Source organism: Staphylococcus sp. 231237_7MaSpsaltlick, assembly GCF_043107035.1.
This window is the reverse complement of the sequence record NZ_JBICNX010000009.1, coordinates 21,752-40,451: the sequence shown is the minus strand read 5'-3', so window position 1 is coordinate 40,451 and position 18,700 is coordinate 21,752. Positions and strand designations below refer to the sequence as shown.

At 33.6% G+C, this 18,700-nt stretch carries 18 protein-coding genes and 1 riboswitch; of the genes, 5 read left to right on the top strand and 13 right to left on the bottom strand.

Annotation, left to right across the window (positions count from 1 at the left end; all coding sequences use genetic code 11):
- Window positions 1-18 precede the first annotated feature (18 nt).
- A complete protein-coding gene (locus tag ACF91D_RS17520) occupies window positions 19-249 on the top strand; it encodes a glutaredoxin family protein (RefSeq protein ID WP_039067574.1) in 231 nt (76 codons plus the stop codon).
- Window positions 250-453: 204 nt separating this feature from the next.
- Here the strand turns inward: ACF91D_RS17520 and ptsP are convergent, their stop codons facing one another.
- From ptsP to auxA, 5 genes are all read right to left on the bottom strand, one after another.
- Window positions 454-2,169, bottom strand: coding sequence for a phosphoenolpyruvate--protein phosphotransferase (gene ptsP / locus ACF91D_RS17515; RefSeq protein WP_069792898.1), 1,716 nt, complete (start codon window positions 2,167-2,169; stop codon window positions 454-456).
- 2 nt (window positions 2,170-2,171) lie between these two features.
- Entirely contained in the window at window positions 2,172-2,438 is a 267-nt protein-coding gene (locus tag ACF91D_RS17510) for a phosphocarrier protein HPr (RefSeq protein WP_017724134.1), read from the bottom strand.
- 164 nt (window positions 2,439-2,602) lie between these two features.
- On the bottom strand, window positions 2,603-3,145 hold the full coding sequence (locus ACF91D_RS17505; protein ID WP_069792899.1) for a DUF697 domain-containing protein: 543 nt from the start codon (window positions 3,143-3,145) through the stop codon (window positions 2,603-2,605).
- A 59-nt stretch (window positions 3,146-3,204) separates the two neighbouring features.
- Window positions 3,205-4,374: a class I SAM-dependent rRNA methyltransferase gene (locus ACF91D_RS17500; RefSeq protein ID WP_039067579.1), complete on the bottom strand. Its 1,170-nt coding sequence runs from the start codon at window positions 4,372-4,374 to the stop codon at window positions 3,205-3,207.
- A 384-nt stretch (window positions 4,375-4,758) separates the two neighbouring features.
- Entirely contained in the window at window positions 4,759-6,060 is a 1,302-nt protein-coding gene (gene auxA, locus ACF91D_RS17495) for a lipoteichoic acid stability factor AuxA (protein ID WP_069792900.1), read from the bottom strand.
- 243 nt (window positions 6,061-6,303) lie between these two features.
- Here auxA and graF point away from each other — a divergent pair, with 243 nt between their 5' ends.
- The 4 genes from graF (at window position 6,304) to ACF91D_RS17475 (ending at window position 9,668) form a co-directional block, all read left to right on the top strand.
- On the top strand, window positions 6,304-6,438 hold the full coding sequence (gene graF, locus ACF91D_RS17490) for a glycopeptide resistance-associated protein GraF (protein ID WP_198553071.1): 135 nt from the start codon (window positions 6,304-6,306) through the stop codon (window positions 6,436-6,438).
- 247 nt (window positions 6,439-6,685) lie between these two features.
- Window positions 6,686-6,787: riboswitch (TPP riboswitch) on the top strand.
- An 81-nt stretch (window positions 6,788-6,868) separates the two neighbouring features.
- Window positions 6,869-7,444 carry an ECF transporter S component gene (locus ACF91D_RS17485; protein WP_039067582.1) on the top strand — a complete coding sequence of 192 codons (576 nt, stop codon included), beginning with the start codon at window positions 6,869-6,871 and terminating at the stop codon, window positions 7,442-7,444.
- Between the two features lie 12 nt (window positions 7,445-7,456).
- Window positions 7,457-8,869, top strand: coding sequence for an ABC transporter ATP-binding protein (locus ACF91D_RS17480; protein WP_039067583.1), 1,413 nt, complete (start codon window positions 7,457-7,459; stop codon window positions 8,867-8,869).
- Window positions 8,862-9,668 carry an energy-coupling factor transporter transmembrane component T family protein gene (locus ACF91D_RS17475; RefSeq protein WP_069792902.1) on the top strand — a complete coding sequence of 269 codons (807 nt, stop codon included), beginning with the start codon at window positions 8,862-8,864 and terminating at the stop codon, window positions 9,666-9,668. Before ACF91D_RS17480 ends, ACF91D_RS17475 begins: the two co-directional genes overlap by 8 nt.
- A 108-nt stretch (window positions 9,669-9,776) precedes the next feature.
- On the opposite strand, the gene purD is transcribed toward ACF91D_RS17475, so the two are convergent.
- The 8 genes from purD to purS are packed head-to-tail and all read right to left on the bottom strand — an operon-like array spanning window position 9,777 to window position 18,699.
- Window positions 9,777-11,015 carry a phosphoribosylamine--glycine ligase gene (gene purD / locus ACF91D_RS17470; RefSeq protein ID WP_119585157.1) on the bottom strand — a complete coding sequence of 413 codons (1,239 nt, stop codon included), beginning with the start codon at window positions 11,013-11,015 and terminating at the stop codon, window positions 9,777-9,779.
- Between the two features lie 20 nt (window positions 11,016-11,035).
- Entirely contained in the window at window positions 11,036-12,514 is a 1,479-nt protein-coding gene (purH, locus tag ACF91D_RS17465) for a bifunctional phosphoribosylaminoimidazolecarboxamide formyltransferase/IMP cyclohydrolase (RefSeq protein ID WP_101094480.1), read from the bottom strand.
- A 15-nt stretch (window positions 12,515-12,529) separates the two neighbouring features.
- Complete coding sequence (gene purN / locus ACF91D_RS17460; protein ID WP_039067589.1) at window positions 12,530-13,096, bottom strand: phosphoribosylglycinamide formyltransferase; 567 nt, start codon at window positions 13,094-13,096, stop codon at window positions 12,530-12,532.
- A gap of 2 nt (window positions 13,097-13,098) precedes the next feature.
- Entirely contained in the window at window positions 13,099-14,127 is a 1,029-nt protein-coding gene (purM, locus tag ACF91D_RS17455) for a phosphoribosylformylglycinamidine cyclo-ligase (RefSeq protein ID WP_069792906.1), read from the bottom strand.
- Window positions 14,120-15,607, bottom strand: a complete 1,488-nt coding sequence (gene purF / locus ACF91D_RS17450; RefSeq protein ID WP_039067592.1) for an amidophosphoribosyltransferase — start codon at window positions 15,605-15,607, stop codon at window positions 14,120-14,122. The genes purM and purF overlap by 8 nt, the downstream gene beginning before the upstream one ends.
- Window positions 15,586-17,775, bottom strand: coding sequence for a phosphoribosylformylglycinamidine synthase subunit PurL (purL, locus tag ACF91D_RS17445; RefSeq protein WP_069792907.1), 2,190 nt, complete (start codon window positions 17,773-17,775; stop codon window positions 15,586-15,588). The genes purF and purL overlap by 22 nt, the downstream gene beginning before the upstream one ends.
- Complete coding sequence (gene purQ, locus ACF91D_RS17440) at window positions 17,768-18,439, bottom strand: phosphoribosylformylglycinamidine synthase I (RefSeq protein WP_107548675.1); 672 nt, start codon at window positions 18,437-18,439, stop codon at window positions 17,768-17,770. Before purQ ends, purL begins: the two co-directional genes overlap by 8 nt.
- Window positions 18,439-18,699: a phosphoribosylformylglycinamidine synthase subunit PurS gene (gene purS, locus ACF91D_RS17435; RefSeq protein WP_017724119.1), complete on the bottom strand. Its 261-nt coding sequence runs from the start codon at window positions 18,697-18,699 to the stop codon at window positions 18,439-18,441. The genes purQ and purS overlap by 1 nt, the downstream gene beginning before the upstream one ends.
- Window position 18,700: the final 1 nt, after the last annotated feature.

Genomic DNA, 18,700 nt, shown 5'->3' with positions numbered 1-18,700 from the left:
AGAAAGGATAAAAGCACTATGACTGAAATTATAATTTACACTCAAAACGATTGCCCCCCTTGTACATTTATCAAGAATTATTTGTTAGATAAAGACATTGAATATACTGAAAAAAATATTAGCATTTCAAAATTCAGAAACGAAATGATGGATTATGATGCGTTTGCTACACCATTTATCTTAATAGACAACGAACCAATGTATCAAATTGATATGGATAAAATCAATCAAAGCTTAAATTTAAACTAGTGAGGCCTTGATATTCCATTAACTTATATATCAAACCTAACTCACAAAGTTCCATTTTACAATAATTGTGTATTGAAAGATTTAAATAATCAAAAAAACTGTTCACAAAGTTATTTAACTCTGTGAACAGTTTTTTATTGTAGTGATACACTAAAGTAATTCAATACTTATATATGCATTCGCTTACAAAATTATTCAAAAATTTTACTTAGCGTATTGTTCAACCAATTCTTGGACTTCTTCTGATGTCGCACAATTAATTGCTCTATTCGCTAGTTCTTCCATTTCATTTTGACTTAGACCTTTGATTTGTCGACGTGCTTTCAATATAGATGTTGCACTCATTGAAAATTCATCTAAACCTAGACCTAATAGCAATGGAATAGCAGTTTCATCTCCAGCCATTTCTCCGCACATACCAGTCCATTTACCTTCATTATGAGAAGCTTCAATCACTTGTTTTACTAAACGTAAAATTGAAGGATTGTATGGTTGATACAAGTAAGAAACACGCTCAGACATACGATCAGCAGCCATTGTATATTGAATCAAGTCATTCGTGCCGATACTAAAGAAATCAACCTCTTTAGCAAATACATCTGCTAAAGCAGCAGTTGATGGTATCTCTACCATAATACCTAATTCAATATCGTCAGAAACTTCAATGCCTTCGTTTGTTAAATTTTCTTTTTCTTCCAATAATAATGCTTTTGCATCGCGGAACTCTTTGATTGTGGCAACCATTGGGAACATAATATTTAATTTACCGTAAGTAGATGCACGTAATAATGCTCTTAGTTGCGGTCTAAAAATATCTGGTTGATCTAAGCATAAACGAATTGCACGATATCCTAAGAATGGATTCATTTCTTCAGGTAAGTTTAAATACGGTAACTCTTTGTCGCCACCGATATCTAAAGTACGTACAACAACACGCTTACCTTCCATTGTTTCCAATACTTTTTTATAAGCCTCAAATTGTTCATCTTCAGTTGGCATTTCATCTCTACCCATATATAAGAACTCAGTACGGTATAATCCAATACCTTCTGCGCCATTTTCGATAACACCTTTTAAATCATCTGGTGTACCTATATTAGCAGCAAGCTCTACATGCGTTCCATCAGCTGTTGTTGATGGTTCATCACGTAATTGTTGCAATGCTTGCTTATCTTCAAAGAAACGCTCACGTTTATTTTGATACGCTATAACTTCATCTTCAGTTGGGTCAATAATTACGTCACCAGTTAAACCATCGACGATAATCATATCGCCTTGTTTTACTTCTTTAGTAATTGACTTAGTACCCACGACTGCAGCAATTTCTAATGAACGACTCATAATTGCAGAATGTGATGTTCTACCACCAATATTTGTAACAAATCCTTGTACAAATTCTTTGTTTAACTGAGCAGTATCTGAAGGTGTTAAATCGTTTCCGATTATAACAACGCTTTCATCAATCATACTAGGATTTGGTAATTCTACACCTAAGATGTGTGCTAACACACGTTTTGAAACGTCTCTAATATCAGCAGCACGCTCTTTCATGTATTCATTATCCATTGATTCGAATATTGTGATAAATTGTCCAGTTACATCAGATAATGCAGTTGGTGCGTTAACTTGTTCGTTTTTAATTTTTTCTTCAATCGGTTGAATTAATTCAGGATCATCTAAAACTAATAAATGCGCATCAAAAATTGCTGCCTTATCGGCACCTAAATTCTCTTCTGCATTATTTCTAATCTTAGTTAATTCAACTTTAGATGTTTCGATAGCATGATTAAACTTTGCAATTTCAGCGTCGACATCTGTTACCTTTTCACTATCAAATGAAAGATCAGGTTCAACTAATAAATATGCTTTAGCAATAGCTACACCATCAGATGCAGCTATGCCATTAATATAGTTAGACATAATTATTTAGTTAATCCTTCTTTAGATAAGATATCTGTTATTGCTTCGATTGCGTCAGTTTCATCGCTACCATCAGCATAGATAGTGATTTCAGCATCTTTACCTACACCTAAACTCATAACACCCATGATTGATTTCAAGTTAACTTTTTTACCGTTATATTCTAATTGAATATCTGAGTCGAATTTTGAAGCAGTTTGAACAAGCATTGTCGCTGGACGAGCGTGGATACCTGTTTCGTCAATAATTACATATGATTTTTGTTCCATAATATGATATCTCCTTCGTATAGTTAAAATCGTTAGTTTATTATAAAACCTAGCATAGTTTTATATAATAACATTACCAAATTATACATATAAATTCAATTCGTTGCACCCATGATATGACAATATTCAACGAATTTTAATTATTTTGTGAAAACGTTATAGTTTTAAACAAGTGTTTTCGCAACTTTTTCACATTTTTGAATATGTTCTTCGCCTATTTTCTTCATGAAGTAATAACTGATTGAAGCTGAAATAGCTTGCCCAAGAATTGGGAACCATTTCGTTTGTTTAGCTGCTACACGTTTCGCTACATCTCGGATAACCACTTTCAATATTGCATTAGATACTTTTTTACCAATAAACTGGCTTCCTTGAATTGCAGCAGCTGCAAAAACACGTTCTTTCATATCGTCTCTCATATTATTAACCTGTTTATGATCAAGACCATATATCTTATTAACATCTTCAATAATGTCTCTCATAAGCTTAATATCTACACCAAAGTCTAAACCTGGAATCGGTACAATACTTACACTCGAAGATAAAACCGATTTCTTTCTAACGAGTGCTTGTGCTCTTTTACGACGTTCCTCAATCTCAATATTAGTTGTAGGTAGGTTACCTTTTTGTTTTATATCTTCAATTTTCAATACCTTATTGCCTACTTTATTTGTAAATTTATTTGTTATTTTATTTTTAAAGCTCATTTTCTTCACTCCTTAAGTAAATTCATTCACATTAAAAATAATACCCTTTTTTCAAAGTTTTACTTTATTTTTACAAAAATAGCTTTTAGATATTTAGATGGTTTGTAATGAGGATGTGTTTTAAAATCTTTAGGCAAGCCCATTACATCAACAATTTCATAATCTACATTCTGAGCATTTAATGTTGTATTCACTACATTTTTAAATGCTTTTAATGAAAATGCACTATTATTTGTACACAATAGTAGTGTACCGTCTGGTCCAAGTATATCTAACGCACCTAAAATTAATTTATCGTAATCTTTTTGTACAGAAAATGTCTTTTTCTTATTTCTAGAAAAACTTGGTGGATCAATAACAATCGTGTCATAAAATAAATCGTGACGACGTGCATAATTATAAAAATCAAATGTATCCATTACATAAATATATTGTGATTTAGGATCAATGCTATTTAACCCAAAATTTCCTTCTGTTAATGTGCGAGAGCGGTTCGCCAGATCAACACTAGTTGTCATCTCAGCCTTTTCTGCTGCAACGACTGAAAATGCACCAGTATAACTAAATACATTTAATATTTCTTTATCTTCCGCGTATTGGTCTTTTAATTTTTTACGTACTTCTTTCTGATCTAAAAAGATACCAGTCATTGGTCCGTCATCTAAGTGTACATTGAAGAAAGTGTAGTTTTCTTCAATAACTATTGGGAATTCTGGTGCGTCGCCGTCAACGAAACCACCTTTAATTTCTGCATCTTTGAAGCGCATTTTCTCATATATTGAAGTATACGGAAATACTGATTTTAATGCTGATAATACATTATAACGGAATTTATAAATCCCTTTTGAATACCATTGAATTAAGAAATGGCCATCATAGTTGTCTATTGTCAGACCTCCAACGCCATCTCCTTCACCATTAAATACTCTAAAAGCGTTTGTACCATCAATATTGTAGAAATATGTTCTTTCAGATTTTGCTGCTTCGAATAATCGTTCAAAAAATTGCGTGTTAATCACTTCATTTTTATCGTAACTTAACACCCAACCGATACCTTTATGTTGTTTACCAACGTATGCTGTAGCAATATATTGTTCCTGGTTATTAACTAAATAAAATAAATCCCCTTCTTTTAAATGATCATGTGAATAAATATCATCTTCATCTATAAGTGGATACTCATTTAAATATTTTGTTTCTTTACCTCTATTTAATGTGGCAGTTTTCATAAAATTATGTCAGCCTTTCTGCTTTTTATATTTATAATTTTTCTTTGCTTACTTATTCTATCATCTCAATCTTATCGTAACATCAATTATCTTTAAATCATTACATTATTAATAACATTACTAGCAAATATTAAAGGCCGAAACAAAAAATAATGATATCCTCGCTTTAAAGTGGACACTGAAAAAGTGGAAACTTTAAAGCGAACATATCAAAAATAAATGTTTCGGCCTAAAAATTAATATCGGCAATACCCGATTAAAATTGAAAGTATACTTAACACAGACTTGATTTTAATAGCCACTATCGTCGAAGTTAGTCGCTATCATCTTATTTATACAATAAGTTTCAACGCTACACTTTATACGCTTTAATAACTCAATGCATTAATATTTGCTTGGTTCACGTAATTTCATTACAAAAGCTACTACAATAGCAATTAACATAATTAGTAATATTGGCGTTATGAAAATTGATAATAGTAATCCATGCACCATAATATTCACAAATTCAGTAAGTAATTTGAAAAATAATAGACTGACCATAAATAATTGTAAATAGTAAAATCTATCTTTTAAGAAATTCGTTAGTGTCGTTAATATATAAATAATGATAATAAACATTAAGATTAGTAACGTTATCCACTCTATTACATATTGTGTTTGAGAGATTTCCCAATTACCAGAAACGAATAATGAATTTCTATTGTTAAATTCAATTAAAGTGAAAAACAATAGGACTGCGCCACAAAATAATTCCACATACGCTGATTTCACCCATTTAGGTATTTTCATCCAATTAGGAATATCATCCTCTTGAATATCAATTTTATTTTTCCACTTAGTAATGAATTTATCTTTTTTATCTCTTACTTTTTGAATATCTACACTTCTACGTGTCTTCCTAGTAAACTCTGTTGTTTTATCTTGTAAGTTTTTCCATGTTTCTTTCGTTTGATTTGTTACAGTGCCTTTACTTGTTCTAGATAGTTCCGGTTCTTCTTCCCCAAGTTCTTGCTTAGTTAATGGGAGGGATCTTCTTAAGAATAAAAAGTTCCAAATTGACATTTGACCCAGCAACCACATAATTATGAAAAATGTGTTTACACTTAAAATATCAATCGGTATAATTTCATCACTATCAATTCTCCCATATAGCACAATTTGCGTAATTAAATAACTAAAACCATAACTGAAAATAATCCAAAGATAATGGTATTTTCTATGCTCTGTATTTAACTCGTCTTTATAAACGATGTAACCAATGTGAATTACAAATGGTATTACGAAAATAATAGCAAAGAAGCTATAAACTTGAGTCATTAATATCAATGTGATAATAAAGAACAATATACCGACAACTAAGAAGAATATGGAAATATCATAGTCGTATCTAGTTGTTCTAAATAGAGTAAAACCAATCAAAACAACGCCAATACCAAATAAAATGATTATAATGGCGCTAATTACTGGAAAATTCCCAATATAATTGCTTATTACTCTAATTATTTCACCAAAAAATGCGTTTATAAAATCCCATACATTATGAATATGTAAGTCAATTTTACCCTTGTTATTTAATTTATCAATTAAAGGTAAATTGATTAAAATGATGAGACCTGTGAAAAGCGAAACGATGCCTATAATATAACTATATAATATCTCAGCGTGTTTCTTTAAAAAAGACATACCATTCACCTCAAAAGTTATTATATATTAACATTTAGTTCTTGTCTTTAACAATTTAATAAATACGTCCATAGTATGATATAAATAGATGTATAGTCAACTTTCCACTTATACCATTCAATTAAACAATAAATTGATTATAACTAAGACTCAAATTTAAATCACTAGTTTTGTTTGAATTTTTTATGTTGTGGTATATGTAAGTTATAGAAGTTCATATACTTTAGAAGGAGTGTTTAATCTATGAGTAAAGAAGAATTAAACAAAAAAGCCGCAGAACAAGCAAAAAAAGAAGAAGATAAATTAAAAGATAAGAAAGAATCTGCTGAAGATAGTACAGAAGAAACTAAAAAGAATGTACAAGATTCACTAGATTAATTGTTTCAATAATATAAATATCACATGCTTTAAAATATAAATGTAAATTCGACAAGTGAGGCTGGGGCAAAATAAATGCTCCAGCTTTAGCTTTGGTTATTACTTTTGTTGAACTTTCCATTAAGTTTAAAAGAAGATAATTATTAAACTTAATGGTAATAAAGTACATACATTAAATATTAAATTCAATTGATAGCCTTGACATTGTTCCTTAAAAGTCATACATTATAGTTAAATTTAAATTAATCATTCGCACTAGGGGTGTTTTGTGACTGAGATGAGGTGTACCCTCAAACCCTTTGAACCTGATCTAGATGAAACTAGCGTAGGAAAGTGTACTAATCACCTATTTTTCAGGTATTTGTATGCCTATATTTTAACGCGCAACTTTCTAGAAGGTTGTGCGTTTTTTATATTAGGAGGTTTTTTTATGTCAAAAGGATTAAAGCTTTCAGAAATTCTAGTGACTGTACTAATTGCTGTTGTTTTTGCAGTTATTTACAATATATGGAATTTTGTGTATAAAGCATTACAAGTTACAGGGTTACACTTTGAGGAATTAACATACGGTGCTTGGTTTATGGCTGCTATCGTCGCTTATCTTATTATTCCTAAAGCTGGTATTGCAATATTAGCCGAGTTTGCGGCTGGTGCTGGTGAAACTATTGTCATGGGTCGTTTTGATATTGCAACTATGGTCTATGCCTTATTACAAGGTTTAGCATGTGAAATTATATTTGCTATTTTCAGGTATAAGTCTCGTTCAGCAATGGTCGCAATGCTCGCTGGTCTCTTAGCTTCTATTTCAACATTGCCTTTAGACTTTGCTTATGGTTATTTAGGTGAAGTTGCCGGTTGGAATCTAGCGTTATATATCGGCTTCAGACTTATAAGCGGAATCATCGTTGCCGGCTTAATTTCCTACTATATTGTAAAAGCATTAGATCAAACGGGCGTAACTAAATTGTTCAGACCTGCTACAGAAAGTGACTATGATAATTTATAAGGAGCAATCACGTTGATAGTTACAAAAAATTTGCGATTAAAATATCCAAACGGTAAGAAAAAAATATTTGATCATTTAACACTCCAAATCAAAGAAAAAGAAAAAGTACTATTATTAGGACCATCCGGTTCTGGCAAAAGCACTTTATTAAATGTATTAAGTGGTATTGTACCAAATCTTATTGATCTACCTATCAAGTATGATGAATTGAATATCGACGATTCAAGTAGTGTTATATTTCAAGACCCAGATAGCCAATTTTGTATGCCCAAAGTTGACGAAGAGTTAGCATTTGTTCTAGAAAACCAGCAAGTCCCCCGACATGAAATGGATGAACGCATAGATAATGCACTTAAAGCCGTCGATTTAAAAGTTGATAAAAATCAATACATTAATCAACTAAGCGGTGGTATGAAACAGAAACTTGCAATTGCCGAAACGATATTACAACAGTCGAACACCTTGTTTTTAGATGAACCTACTGCAATGTTGGACGTTGAGTCAACTGCAGAATTATGGAATAAAATCAAAGCCTTATGGCAAAACCAAACAGTGATTATTGTCGAACACAAAGTGGAACATATATGGCAACATATGGACCGTGTCATCTTATTAAATTATGATGGTGAAATTATCGCTGATACTACCCCAGATAAAATCTTGAATAAACATGAAGATTTACTAACAGAATATGGGGTTTGGCACCCTAACGCTTGGCAATATGCTCCGCCAACGATACATTTTAATAATAATACTAATACAAACTTAGATCTTGAATTTGAGAATGTGAACATAAAACGTGGTAAACATAATTTAATCAACATACCTCATTTAAATATTGGTACTGGTGAATGGATTACAATTACAGGCGCAAACGGCTCTGGAAAAACCTCATTACTTGAATCAATGATGCAATTAATTAAATATGAAGGACGTATGTTAGTAGACAAGCGTCCTTTCAACAAAATTAAAGTAGCAGCTAAATATATGTATTTAGTTTATCAAAATCCAGAATTACAATTCATTACTTCTTCTGTTTATGATGAAATTCATATTCAATATAAAAATAAATTTAATTCTAGGCAAGAGGCTGACGCGCAGACTGAATCAATGTTAGAAACACTTAATTTGTTAGCCGTGAAATCTCAGCATCCTTATGAACTTTCCATTGGTCAAAAAAGACGTTTAAGTGTTGCAATCGCTCTAAGTTCATCGTCTGAATTCATTTTACTTGATGAACCGACATTTGGCTTAGATAGTCATAATACATTTAATTTAATAAAGTTATTTCAACAACGTGTAACTAGTGGTCAAACTATTATTATGGTAACACACGATTCAGAAATCATATCCCGTTATCCAACAAGAAGGCTACATTTAGCACATCATGTCATAGAAGAAATGTCTGGTGATCATTATGTTTGATATTTGGAAAAAATATTATACTTTTGTAGATGATGTAAATATAATTACAAAGTTAGCAATCGCAGTTATTTTATTTTTCTTTGTTATACTTGTTCATCAGTTTGATTTTATGCTCTACATTACATGTTTAATGCTGCTATTTTTATTAGCTTTTAATGGTTTGCAATTAAAAATCACTTTAACATTTGTTATTTTAACGATGCTATTCAGTCTCATATCTGCGTTGTTTATGATTTTTTATGGCGATGGTACGCACACACTATTCCAATTCGGCTTTGTCCATATTACTTCAGAGAGCTTATATCGTGGCTTACATTTAGCCATGCGTACGACTACCATTTCATTTTTCGGGATTTTAATTGCTTTCACTTCTCAGATTGTTTTAGTATTTTACAGTCTAATGCAACACTTAAAAGTAAAACCTAAAGTTGCTTATGCGTTTATGGCAGCAATTCGTATGGTTCCATTGATGTTCATTTCCTTAATAGAACTTAGAAAATCATTAAAAATGCGTTATCAGCTAATTCACGCACAAAATTATCGTGGCTTTAAAAAATTGAAACATTTACTAATTCCTTTATTAAGTCAAAATATCCGCAAAGCACATCAACTTTCTGTAGCAATGGAAAAAAATGGGTTTAAAGACGGTCCAAGAACGTACTATTATTATGCACCTTTCTCGTATAAAGATTTTCTATTAATTTTAGTAGTAGGAATCATTTTATTAAGTGCTTATTTATTGGCACAATATATTCCTATTACAGGCATTGAAGATATACGTGTAACAAATATTTATTAAAAAGGTTAACCACCTTTTAAGTAGTCATATTATCCAAAAACAAAAGCGATTGGACAAAACTTAAACCACTTTGTCCAATCGCTTTTTAATTTTAATACAATCTCTCAATTATTTAATCGCTTTATTACTAATATCTTTACGATAGAAAAGGCCTTCGCTTTCTATTTTATCGACCGCTTCATATGCATTATCTTTAGCTTTAGCAATATTTTCACCTTCACCTAATGCTAATATGACACGACCACCTGAAGTAATATACACATCATTTTCTTTCTTTAAACCACTTATAAAGTAATCGCCATTTAAATTAAAACCTGATACTTGATGTCCTTTTTCATATTGTCCTGGATAACCTTTTGAAGCTAACATGACACCTACAACTGCATTATCTTTCCATTCAAAATTGATAGGCGCTTTTGCTTCTAAATCAATTATATGTTGCATCAAGTCGCTCTCCATTCGCGTGAGAAGGACTTGTGCCTCTGGATCACCAAATCGAGCGTTAAATTCTATTACTTTTGGCCCGTCTGCTGTAATAATTGCACCTATGTAAAGTACCCCAAAGAATGAGTAGCCCTCTTTAACCATAGCTTGTGCAATTGGCTGAGCAATATCATCGTTAGTACGTTTCAATATCGATTCATCAATATGAGGCACTGGGCAATATGCACCCATGCCACCTGTATTTGGACCTTGATCATTATCGTATGCACGTTTGTGATCTTGCGCAATACAATCGAATGGTACTGCATAGTCTCCATTCACCATAGTCATAAGTGAAAACTCTTCACCTTCAAGGTATTGTTCAAATACAACAACACCTTCTTCTTCAGGATATAAAGTTTCTACACCTGCTTGTGCTTCTTCATAATTACTTGCAATAATGACACCTTTACCAGCAGCTAAACCATCCTTCTTTAATACCACAGGGTATTCACAAGATTCTATATATTGTAAGGCATTATGTTTATTAGTGATTTCTTTGTATTCTGCCGTTGGTATTTTATATTTTTCCATTAATTGTTTTGCAAATAATTTCGAACCTTCTATTTGTGCAGCGTCTTGATTAGGCCCAAACACTTTGATATCAGCTGCTTGTAATTTATCTGTCAAACCTTCTGTAAGCGGCTGTTCTGGTCCAATAATTGTCCACGCTATTTCGTTTTGTCTCGCAAATGTCACTATTTTTTCATGATCCGTTTCAGCTATTTCCGTATGAATGATTGCTACATCTAACATTGCGTCATTACCTGGAATAGCATGTATTTCATTAACGAGAGGTGATTGACTTAATTTATGTGCTAAAACATGTTCTCTACCACCTGCACCAATTACAAGTACTTTCATATAATATATGGCCTCCATTATTAATGTTTAAAGTGTCTAACGCCAGTAGTTACCATAGCAATACCATGTTTATTTGCCATATCAATAGATGCTTGGTCTTTAATTGAACCACCTGGTTGAATAATCGCTTTAATTCCTGATTTAGCAGCTAGCTCAACAGTATCATCCATTGGGAAGAAACCATCAGAAATCATTGCAACATCATCATTTATTTCAATCGCACGATCAATAGCAATTTGTGCTGAACCAACACGATTCATTTGCCCTGCACCAATGCCCACAGTTTGTTTGGCGTTACTTAATATAATTGCATTACTTTTAACTGAAGCAACTACCTTCCATCCTAATAACATTGCATCCCATTGTGCCTCTGTAGGTTCAACGTCAGTTACAACGCTCATTTCTTCACGTTTCAATGCTACATTGTCTTTATCTTGTACTAAGTAACCACCTGAAACAGACACAACTTCTTGTTCACTATTATCAATGGTCATATCAATTTCTAATAATCTTATATTTTTCTTTTGACTTAAAACTTCTAAAGCTTCTTGAGTAAATTTTGGTGCAATAATAACTTCTAGGAAAATACCATGTAAAGTTTCAGCTAATGATTTTTCAACTGTTCTATTTAAAGCTACAATACCACCAAAAATAGATTGGCTATCAGCTTCAAAAGCATGTTGATAAGCTTCATCAATTGTGTCAGCAACACCAACACCGCAAGGGTTCATATGTTTCACAGCAACTGCTGCTGGTTGTTCAAACTGTTTTACAAGTGACAACGCAGCATCTGCATCTTTAATGTTATTATAACTTAATTGTTTACCGTGTAATTGTTTAGCACCTGCAAGGGTATGTGATGCATCTGAAGTGCGAACAAAATAAGCAGATTGCTGTGGGTTTTCCCCATAACGTAAACTTTCTTTATTGTCTTTAAAATAATCGACGATTGCAGCATCATACTCATTTGTATGTTCAAATACTTTAATCATTAGTGATTTGCGATAATCTTCATCTAACTGGTCTTCTTTTAATCTATTAATAATTTCATTATAATCAGCAGGATGAACTACTGTTGTTACATGTTTAAAGTTTTTAGCTGCAGCACGTAACATCGTTGGACCACCAATATCAATATTTTCAATGGCATCACCTTCAGTTACATCTGGATTGGCAACTGTTTCTTTGAATGGGTAAAGATTCACAACGACCATATCAATTAAATCAATATGTTGTTCTTTTAATTGTTCTAAATGTTCAGGTTTATCTCGGTCAGCCAAAATACCACCATGTACAGATGGATGTAAAGTCTTAACTCTACCGTCCATAATTTCTTCAAATTGTGTTAGATCAGAAATAGATTTTACAGGCACGCCTGCTTCAGCAATTGCGCGCATTGTTCCACCTGTTGAATATAATTCATAACCATTTTCTGTAAGTGATTGCGCAAATGCTACAATCCCTGTTTTATTAGACACACTTAAAATTGCTTTCTTCATTATTACTTGCACCTCTTATTGAATGATTTTTGAAATGACTGCTGGGTATAATTCATGTTCTAATGCTTTTATTCTCTCTTCTAAATCAGCTTTAGTATCGTCCGGGTATATATCACATGTTCTTTGTTCGATAATTTCTCCTGTATCCATCCCACTATCGACATAATGTACCGTTGTACCCGTTATGGCATCACCACTTGCTAACGCTTGTCCCACCGCATCTTTACCTTTGTATTTAGGTAATAAGGATGGGTGAATATTTAAAATCCTTTTATCATACGCTCTCAAAATATTTTCACCAATTAATTTCATATAGCCTGCCAAGACTATCCATTCAACTTTTTCTGAAGTAAGCCACTCTATAATTTTTCGTTCATAGTCTGCTTTAGAATCAAAGTTTTTCAATTCATTAATATGTACATCTAAATTGTATTTCCTAGCACGTTCAATACAATATGCACTAACTTGATCTGTATACAATGCTGTCACTTCAATATGAGGAAGGTTACCTTGCTCAATTTGTGTCATTATACTTTCAAAATTACTACCTGACCCTGACGCAAAAATAGCTATTTTGGCCAATTTTATACCCCCGTTAATTGAATTGGTTCTTCGCCTTCAACGATTTCCCCAATTGCATAAGCATTTACGTTTTGTTTGTTTAAAATATCTAAGGTTGTTTGTACTTGTGACTCATCTACTACGATTGTAAAACCAATACCCATATTAAAGATGTTGTACATTTCCTCAGTTTCAATTTCTCCTTGTTGTTGCAACCAATCAAAAATTGGCAACGTTGGGAATTGCTGTACGTCGATATTTGCAGTGACGCCTTCCGGTAATGCTCTAGGAATATTTTCATAAAATCCGCCGCCTGTAATGTGTGTCATGGCATGAATTTTAACCGCTTCTTTAACAGCTAATACTGGAGCGACATATAACCTTGTTGGTTCTAGAAATGCTTCTAAATATGTTTGTTCATCGTTGTAGTTATCTTGTAAATCAATCTTAGATTTTTCGATTAATTTTCTAACTAAGCTATATCCATTTGAATGAATTCCACTAGATTCAAGTCCTATAATAACTTGACCTGGCTTTACTGAAGAACCATCAATATATTCACTCTTTTCAACCGCACCTACAGCAAATCCTGCCAAGTCATATTCACCTTCGTGATACATATCACCCATCTCTGCAGTTTCTCCACCAATTAAAGCAGTATGTGTCTCTTCACAACCGTCACTTACCCCTTTGACAATTTGTTCGATGACTTCTGGGACAACTTTATGTGTTGCAATATAATCTAAGAAATACAGTGGCTCTGCACCTGTAGTTAAAATATCATTGACGCACATAGCAACGGCATCAATACCAATTGTGTCATGTTTACCGTGATCGATTGCTAATTTCAATTTTGTACCTACTCCGTCTGTGCCAGAAACAAGTAATGGTTCTTTCATGTTTAATTGTGATAGATCAAATGTTGCCCCAAAACCACCTAAACCACCAAGTACTTCTTTGCGCATTGTTCTCTTAACGTGACTAGACATACGATTTACTGCTTCATAACCTGCATTAATATCTACACCGGCTTGTTGATATGCTTTAGACATTTAAATTACCCTCTCTATCAAAGAATTGTTTATGATCTGCTATATATGCTTTTTGGCGATTGCTTAGATGCGCTATATAATCTTCTTCATAGTCATAAAGTCCTGCTGGATAGTCACCAGTAAAACTTTCTACACATAATCCACTGTATGGTGCATCTACATCAAGTCCAATGGAATCAATCAATCCATCAACTGATAGATAAGCTAAAGAATCTGCCCCAATATGTTCGCTTATTTCTTCTGGTGATTTGTTAGCAGAAATAAGTTCAGCTGTTGTCGAAACATCGATACCATAAAAACTTGGGAACATAAACTCAGGCGACGCGATACGTACGTGTACTTCTCTGGCTCCAGCATCTTTCAACATTTGCACGATACGTCTACTAGTTGTACCTCGGACAATTGAATCATCTACAAGCACGATATTTTTATCTTGTACAATATCCTTAACCGCTGATAATTTTACGCGTACACCTTGTTCACGTAGTTCTTGGGTTGGTTGAATAAATGTTCGTGCAACGTATTGGTTTTTAACTAAGCCCATTTCATAAGGCAAGCCGCTTTCTTCTGCGTAACCAGAAGCAGCAGATAATGAAGAGTTCGGCACTCCGATAACCATATCTGCACTTTCAGCTGGACTTTCTTTAGCTAGTTGCTTACCAGATTGTTTTCTAACTGCATGTACATTTTTACCAGCAATTGTAGAATCAGGTCTAGCAAAGTAAATATATTCCATCGCAGAAATAGCAGTCGTCGTGTGTCTCGTGTATGACTCTACTCTAATGCCTTCGTCATTAATCACAACATATTCTCCTGCATGAATATCGCGCACAAATTCTGCACCTAAGACATCAATCGCACATGTTTCACTCGCAATCATATAAGAGCCGTTTTTCATTTTACCTACAGCTAATGGTCTGATTGCATTAGGATCAACTGCGCCGTATAATGCATCTTTAGTCAAAATAGCAAAAGTAAATCCACCCTTTATCTTTCTCAAACTTTCTTGGAATGCATCTTCAAAGGTTGGTGCTTTACTTCTTCTAATTAAATGCATGATGACTTCTGTGTCCGATGATGAATGAAAAATAGACCCTTGATGTTCTAATGAACGCTTTAAACTTTGTGCATTTATAAGGTTTCCATTATGACAAACTGCAACACTCATATCGTAAAAGTGATATAAAAATGGTTGGATATTTTCAATACCTTTATTACCAGATGTAGCGTATCTTACATGTCCAATAGCATGTTGATAAGACTTAAAAGTTTCAAGTTGAATATCAGAAATCGCTTCTGTTAATAAGCCTAAACCACGTTCACCAATTAACTTTTCACCATTTGAACACACAATTCCAGCACCTTCTTGCCCACGATGCTGTAAACTGTGTAACCCCATATAAGTTAGTTGCGCAGATTCGGGGTGATTCCATATGCCAAACACACCGCATTCTTCATTTAATCCGTTGCTGTCATACATTTAGGTATTGCTCCTTCCCATATATCAGTAAGGTTTTGAACATCACGTGTTATTTGAATCTCATTATTAGTTACTTTAAATTGATCGTCGTGTGTTAATTGTCCAATTTCAATTGCACTTTCTATATCTAACGTTTGTCCTTCTTTCACTGCAACAATATAACGCCCTTGTGTTTCACTAAATAATTGAGCGTTCGTTACATTTAATTGTGCGTTTAATCCAAGTTGGTAATGTGCACTCATACGCGCTAACGTCAACAGTAAGCCGCCTTTTCCAACTGTTTGAACGTGTGATGCGATTCCATCACGAATTACTTGTTTTATAGATTCACCCTTTTGTACTTCATCAGATAAATCAATTGCTTCAAATTCATGATTTACTTTCTTATAAAGTAACTTCTCAACTTGGCTACCACCAAAATCATCCTTTGTGTCACCTACTACATATAAAGTGTCGCCAGCACTTGGTTGGAAATCATTTAAATAATCGATGTCTTCGATTAATCCAACCATGCCTACAACTGGTGTAGGGAAGATAGATGTTTCTCTTGTTTCATTATAAAGTGATACATTACCTGATACGACTGGTGTATTTAAGACTTCACACGCTTCTGACATACCTTTCGTTGAATCCGCTAACTGTTGATAAATTTCTTTCTTTTCTGGTGATCCATAGTTTAGACAGTCAGTCATTGCTAAAGGCGTGGCACCTACGGAAATCAAATTACGGTATGCTTCCGCTACAACCATTTTTCCACCTTCATAAGGGTTATTAAATACATAACGTGCTTCACCGTCAATCGTAGATGCGATTGCTTTATTCGTACCTTCTACTCGAACTACTGATGATTGCAACCCTGGTTTCACAATTGTATTAGCACCAACTTGTTGATCATATTGTTCATATAAATAACGTTTAGATGCAATTGTAGGATGTTGTAATAATTCATCAAATACAGACTCTACATCTACTTTACTATAATCATTTTTACTTTCATTGTAGTTTGGCGCTTCACCTTCTAATACATAAACAGGCGCTTCATCAGATAAAGGCTGCACAGGAATATCCGCAAACACTTCATCTTCGTACGTTAATACAAAACGATCTGTATCTGTTACTTCACCTATTACAGCGCTATCTAATTCGTGCTTATCAAATAAATCTAAGAATTTTTGTTCTGTGCCTTTTTCAACAACAAGTAACATACGTTCTTGTGTTTCTGATAACATCATTTCATACGGTGATATACCTTTTTCTCTAGTTGGGACTTGTTCTAAACGTAAATGTAAACCACTGCCACCTTTTGCAGCCATCTCTGAAGAAGATGAAGTTAACCCTGCAGCTCCCATGTCTTGTATTCCTACAAGTTCATCAAACGTAATCGCTTCTAATGTAGCTTCCATAAGTTTTTTACCAACAAATGGGTCACCGATTTGTACTGATGGGCGTTTACTTTCACTATCTTCGCTTAATTCTTCAGAAGCAAAAGTAGCGCCATGAATGCCGTCACGACCAGTTTTCAATCCAACGTAAATCACTGAATTGCCTACACCTTTTGCTGTACCTTTTTGAACCATATCATGATCGATGATACCTACACACATAGCATTTACTAAAGGATTTCCATCATATCTATCATCAAACTCTATCTCGCCGGCAGTTGTTGGGATACCTATACAGTTACCATAACCACCAATACCAGCAACCACGCCACGTAATAAACGGCGATTTTGTTTTTCAGTTAATTCACCGAAGCGTAAGCTATTTAATAAATTAATAGGTCTTGCACCAATAGATACGATATCTCTAATAATACCGCCGACCCCTGTTGCCGCACCTTGATAAGGTTCTACAGCAGATGGATGGTTATGTGATTCAACTTTAAATACAACAGCTTGATTATCACCTATATCCACAACACCTGCGCCTTCACCCGGTCCCATTAATACATGCTCACCAGAAGTTGGGAACTGCGTTAAGAATGGTTTAGAATGTTTATAAGAACAATGTTCACTCCACATTACAGAAAAGATGCCTATTTCTGTAAAATTAGGTTCTTTACCTAAAATTTCGCAAACTTTTTCATATTCTTTATCACTTAAGCCCATATCTTTATACAATTGTTCTAATTTAATTTCTTCTGCACTCGGTTCAATAAACTTAGACATTTTGTTCCCTCCAACTATTTACCATTGCTTCAAATAACTTCACGCCACTGTCTGTACCTAAAATTGATTCAATTGCGCGTTCTGGATGTGGCATCATACCACAAACATTTCCCTGTTCATTTACTATGCCAGCAATATCATTGAATGAACCATTTGGGTTATCAACATATTTTAAAATAATTTGATTGTTTTGATCTAAAGCTTCGTATGTTTCAGGCGTGCAGTAATAGTGTCCTTCACCATGTGCAACTGGGTATACTACCACTTCATTTTTATCATATAGATTTGTGTATGCTGTTTGGTTATTAACAACTTTTAAAGACTCATTGCGACTGACAAACAAGTGCGAATCATTATGTAGTAATGCGCCGGGTAATAGTCCTATTTCTGTTAATATCTGAAATCCATTACAAACACCTAATACTGGTTTGCCTTCTGAAGCAAATCTTTTCACTTCTTCAGTAATCGGTGCCACACTAGCCATTGCACCTGAACGTAGATAATCTCCAAATGAAAAACCTCCTGGAATTAACACGCCATCAAAACCATCTAAAGAAGTATTTCGATAATCAACATATTCTGCTTGTACACCAGACTTTATAGCCGCATTATACATATCTCTATCACAATTGGAGCCTGGAAATTTTAGCACTGCAAATTTCATTATGCTTTCTCTCCTTCTTCCAATACTTTATAGCTATATTCTTCAATGACAGTATTAGCAAATAGTTTTTCACTTAATGTCGTAACCACATTGTGTACTTCAGCATCTGTAGCTTCATCTACTGTCATATATAAAACTTTTCCAACACGGATATCGTTAACTTGTTTATAGCCTAAATCGTGAACTGCACGGTTTAATGCTTGTCCTTGTGTATCTAATACTTGTGGTTGTAATGTGATGTGTAATTCAATTGTTTTCATT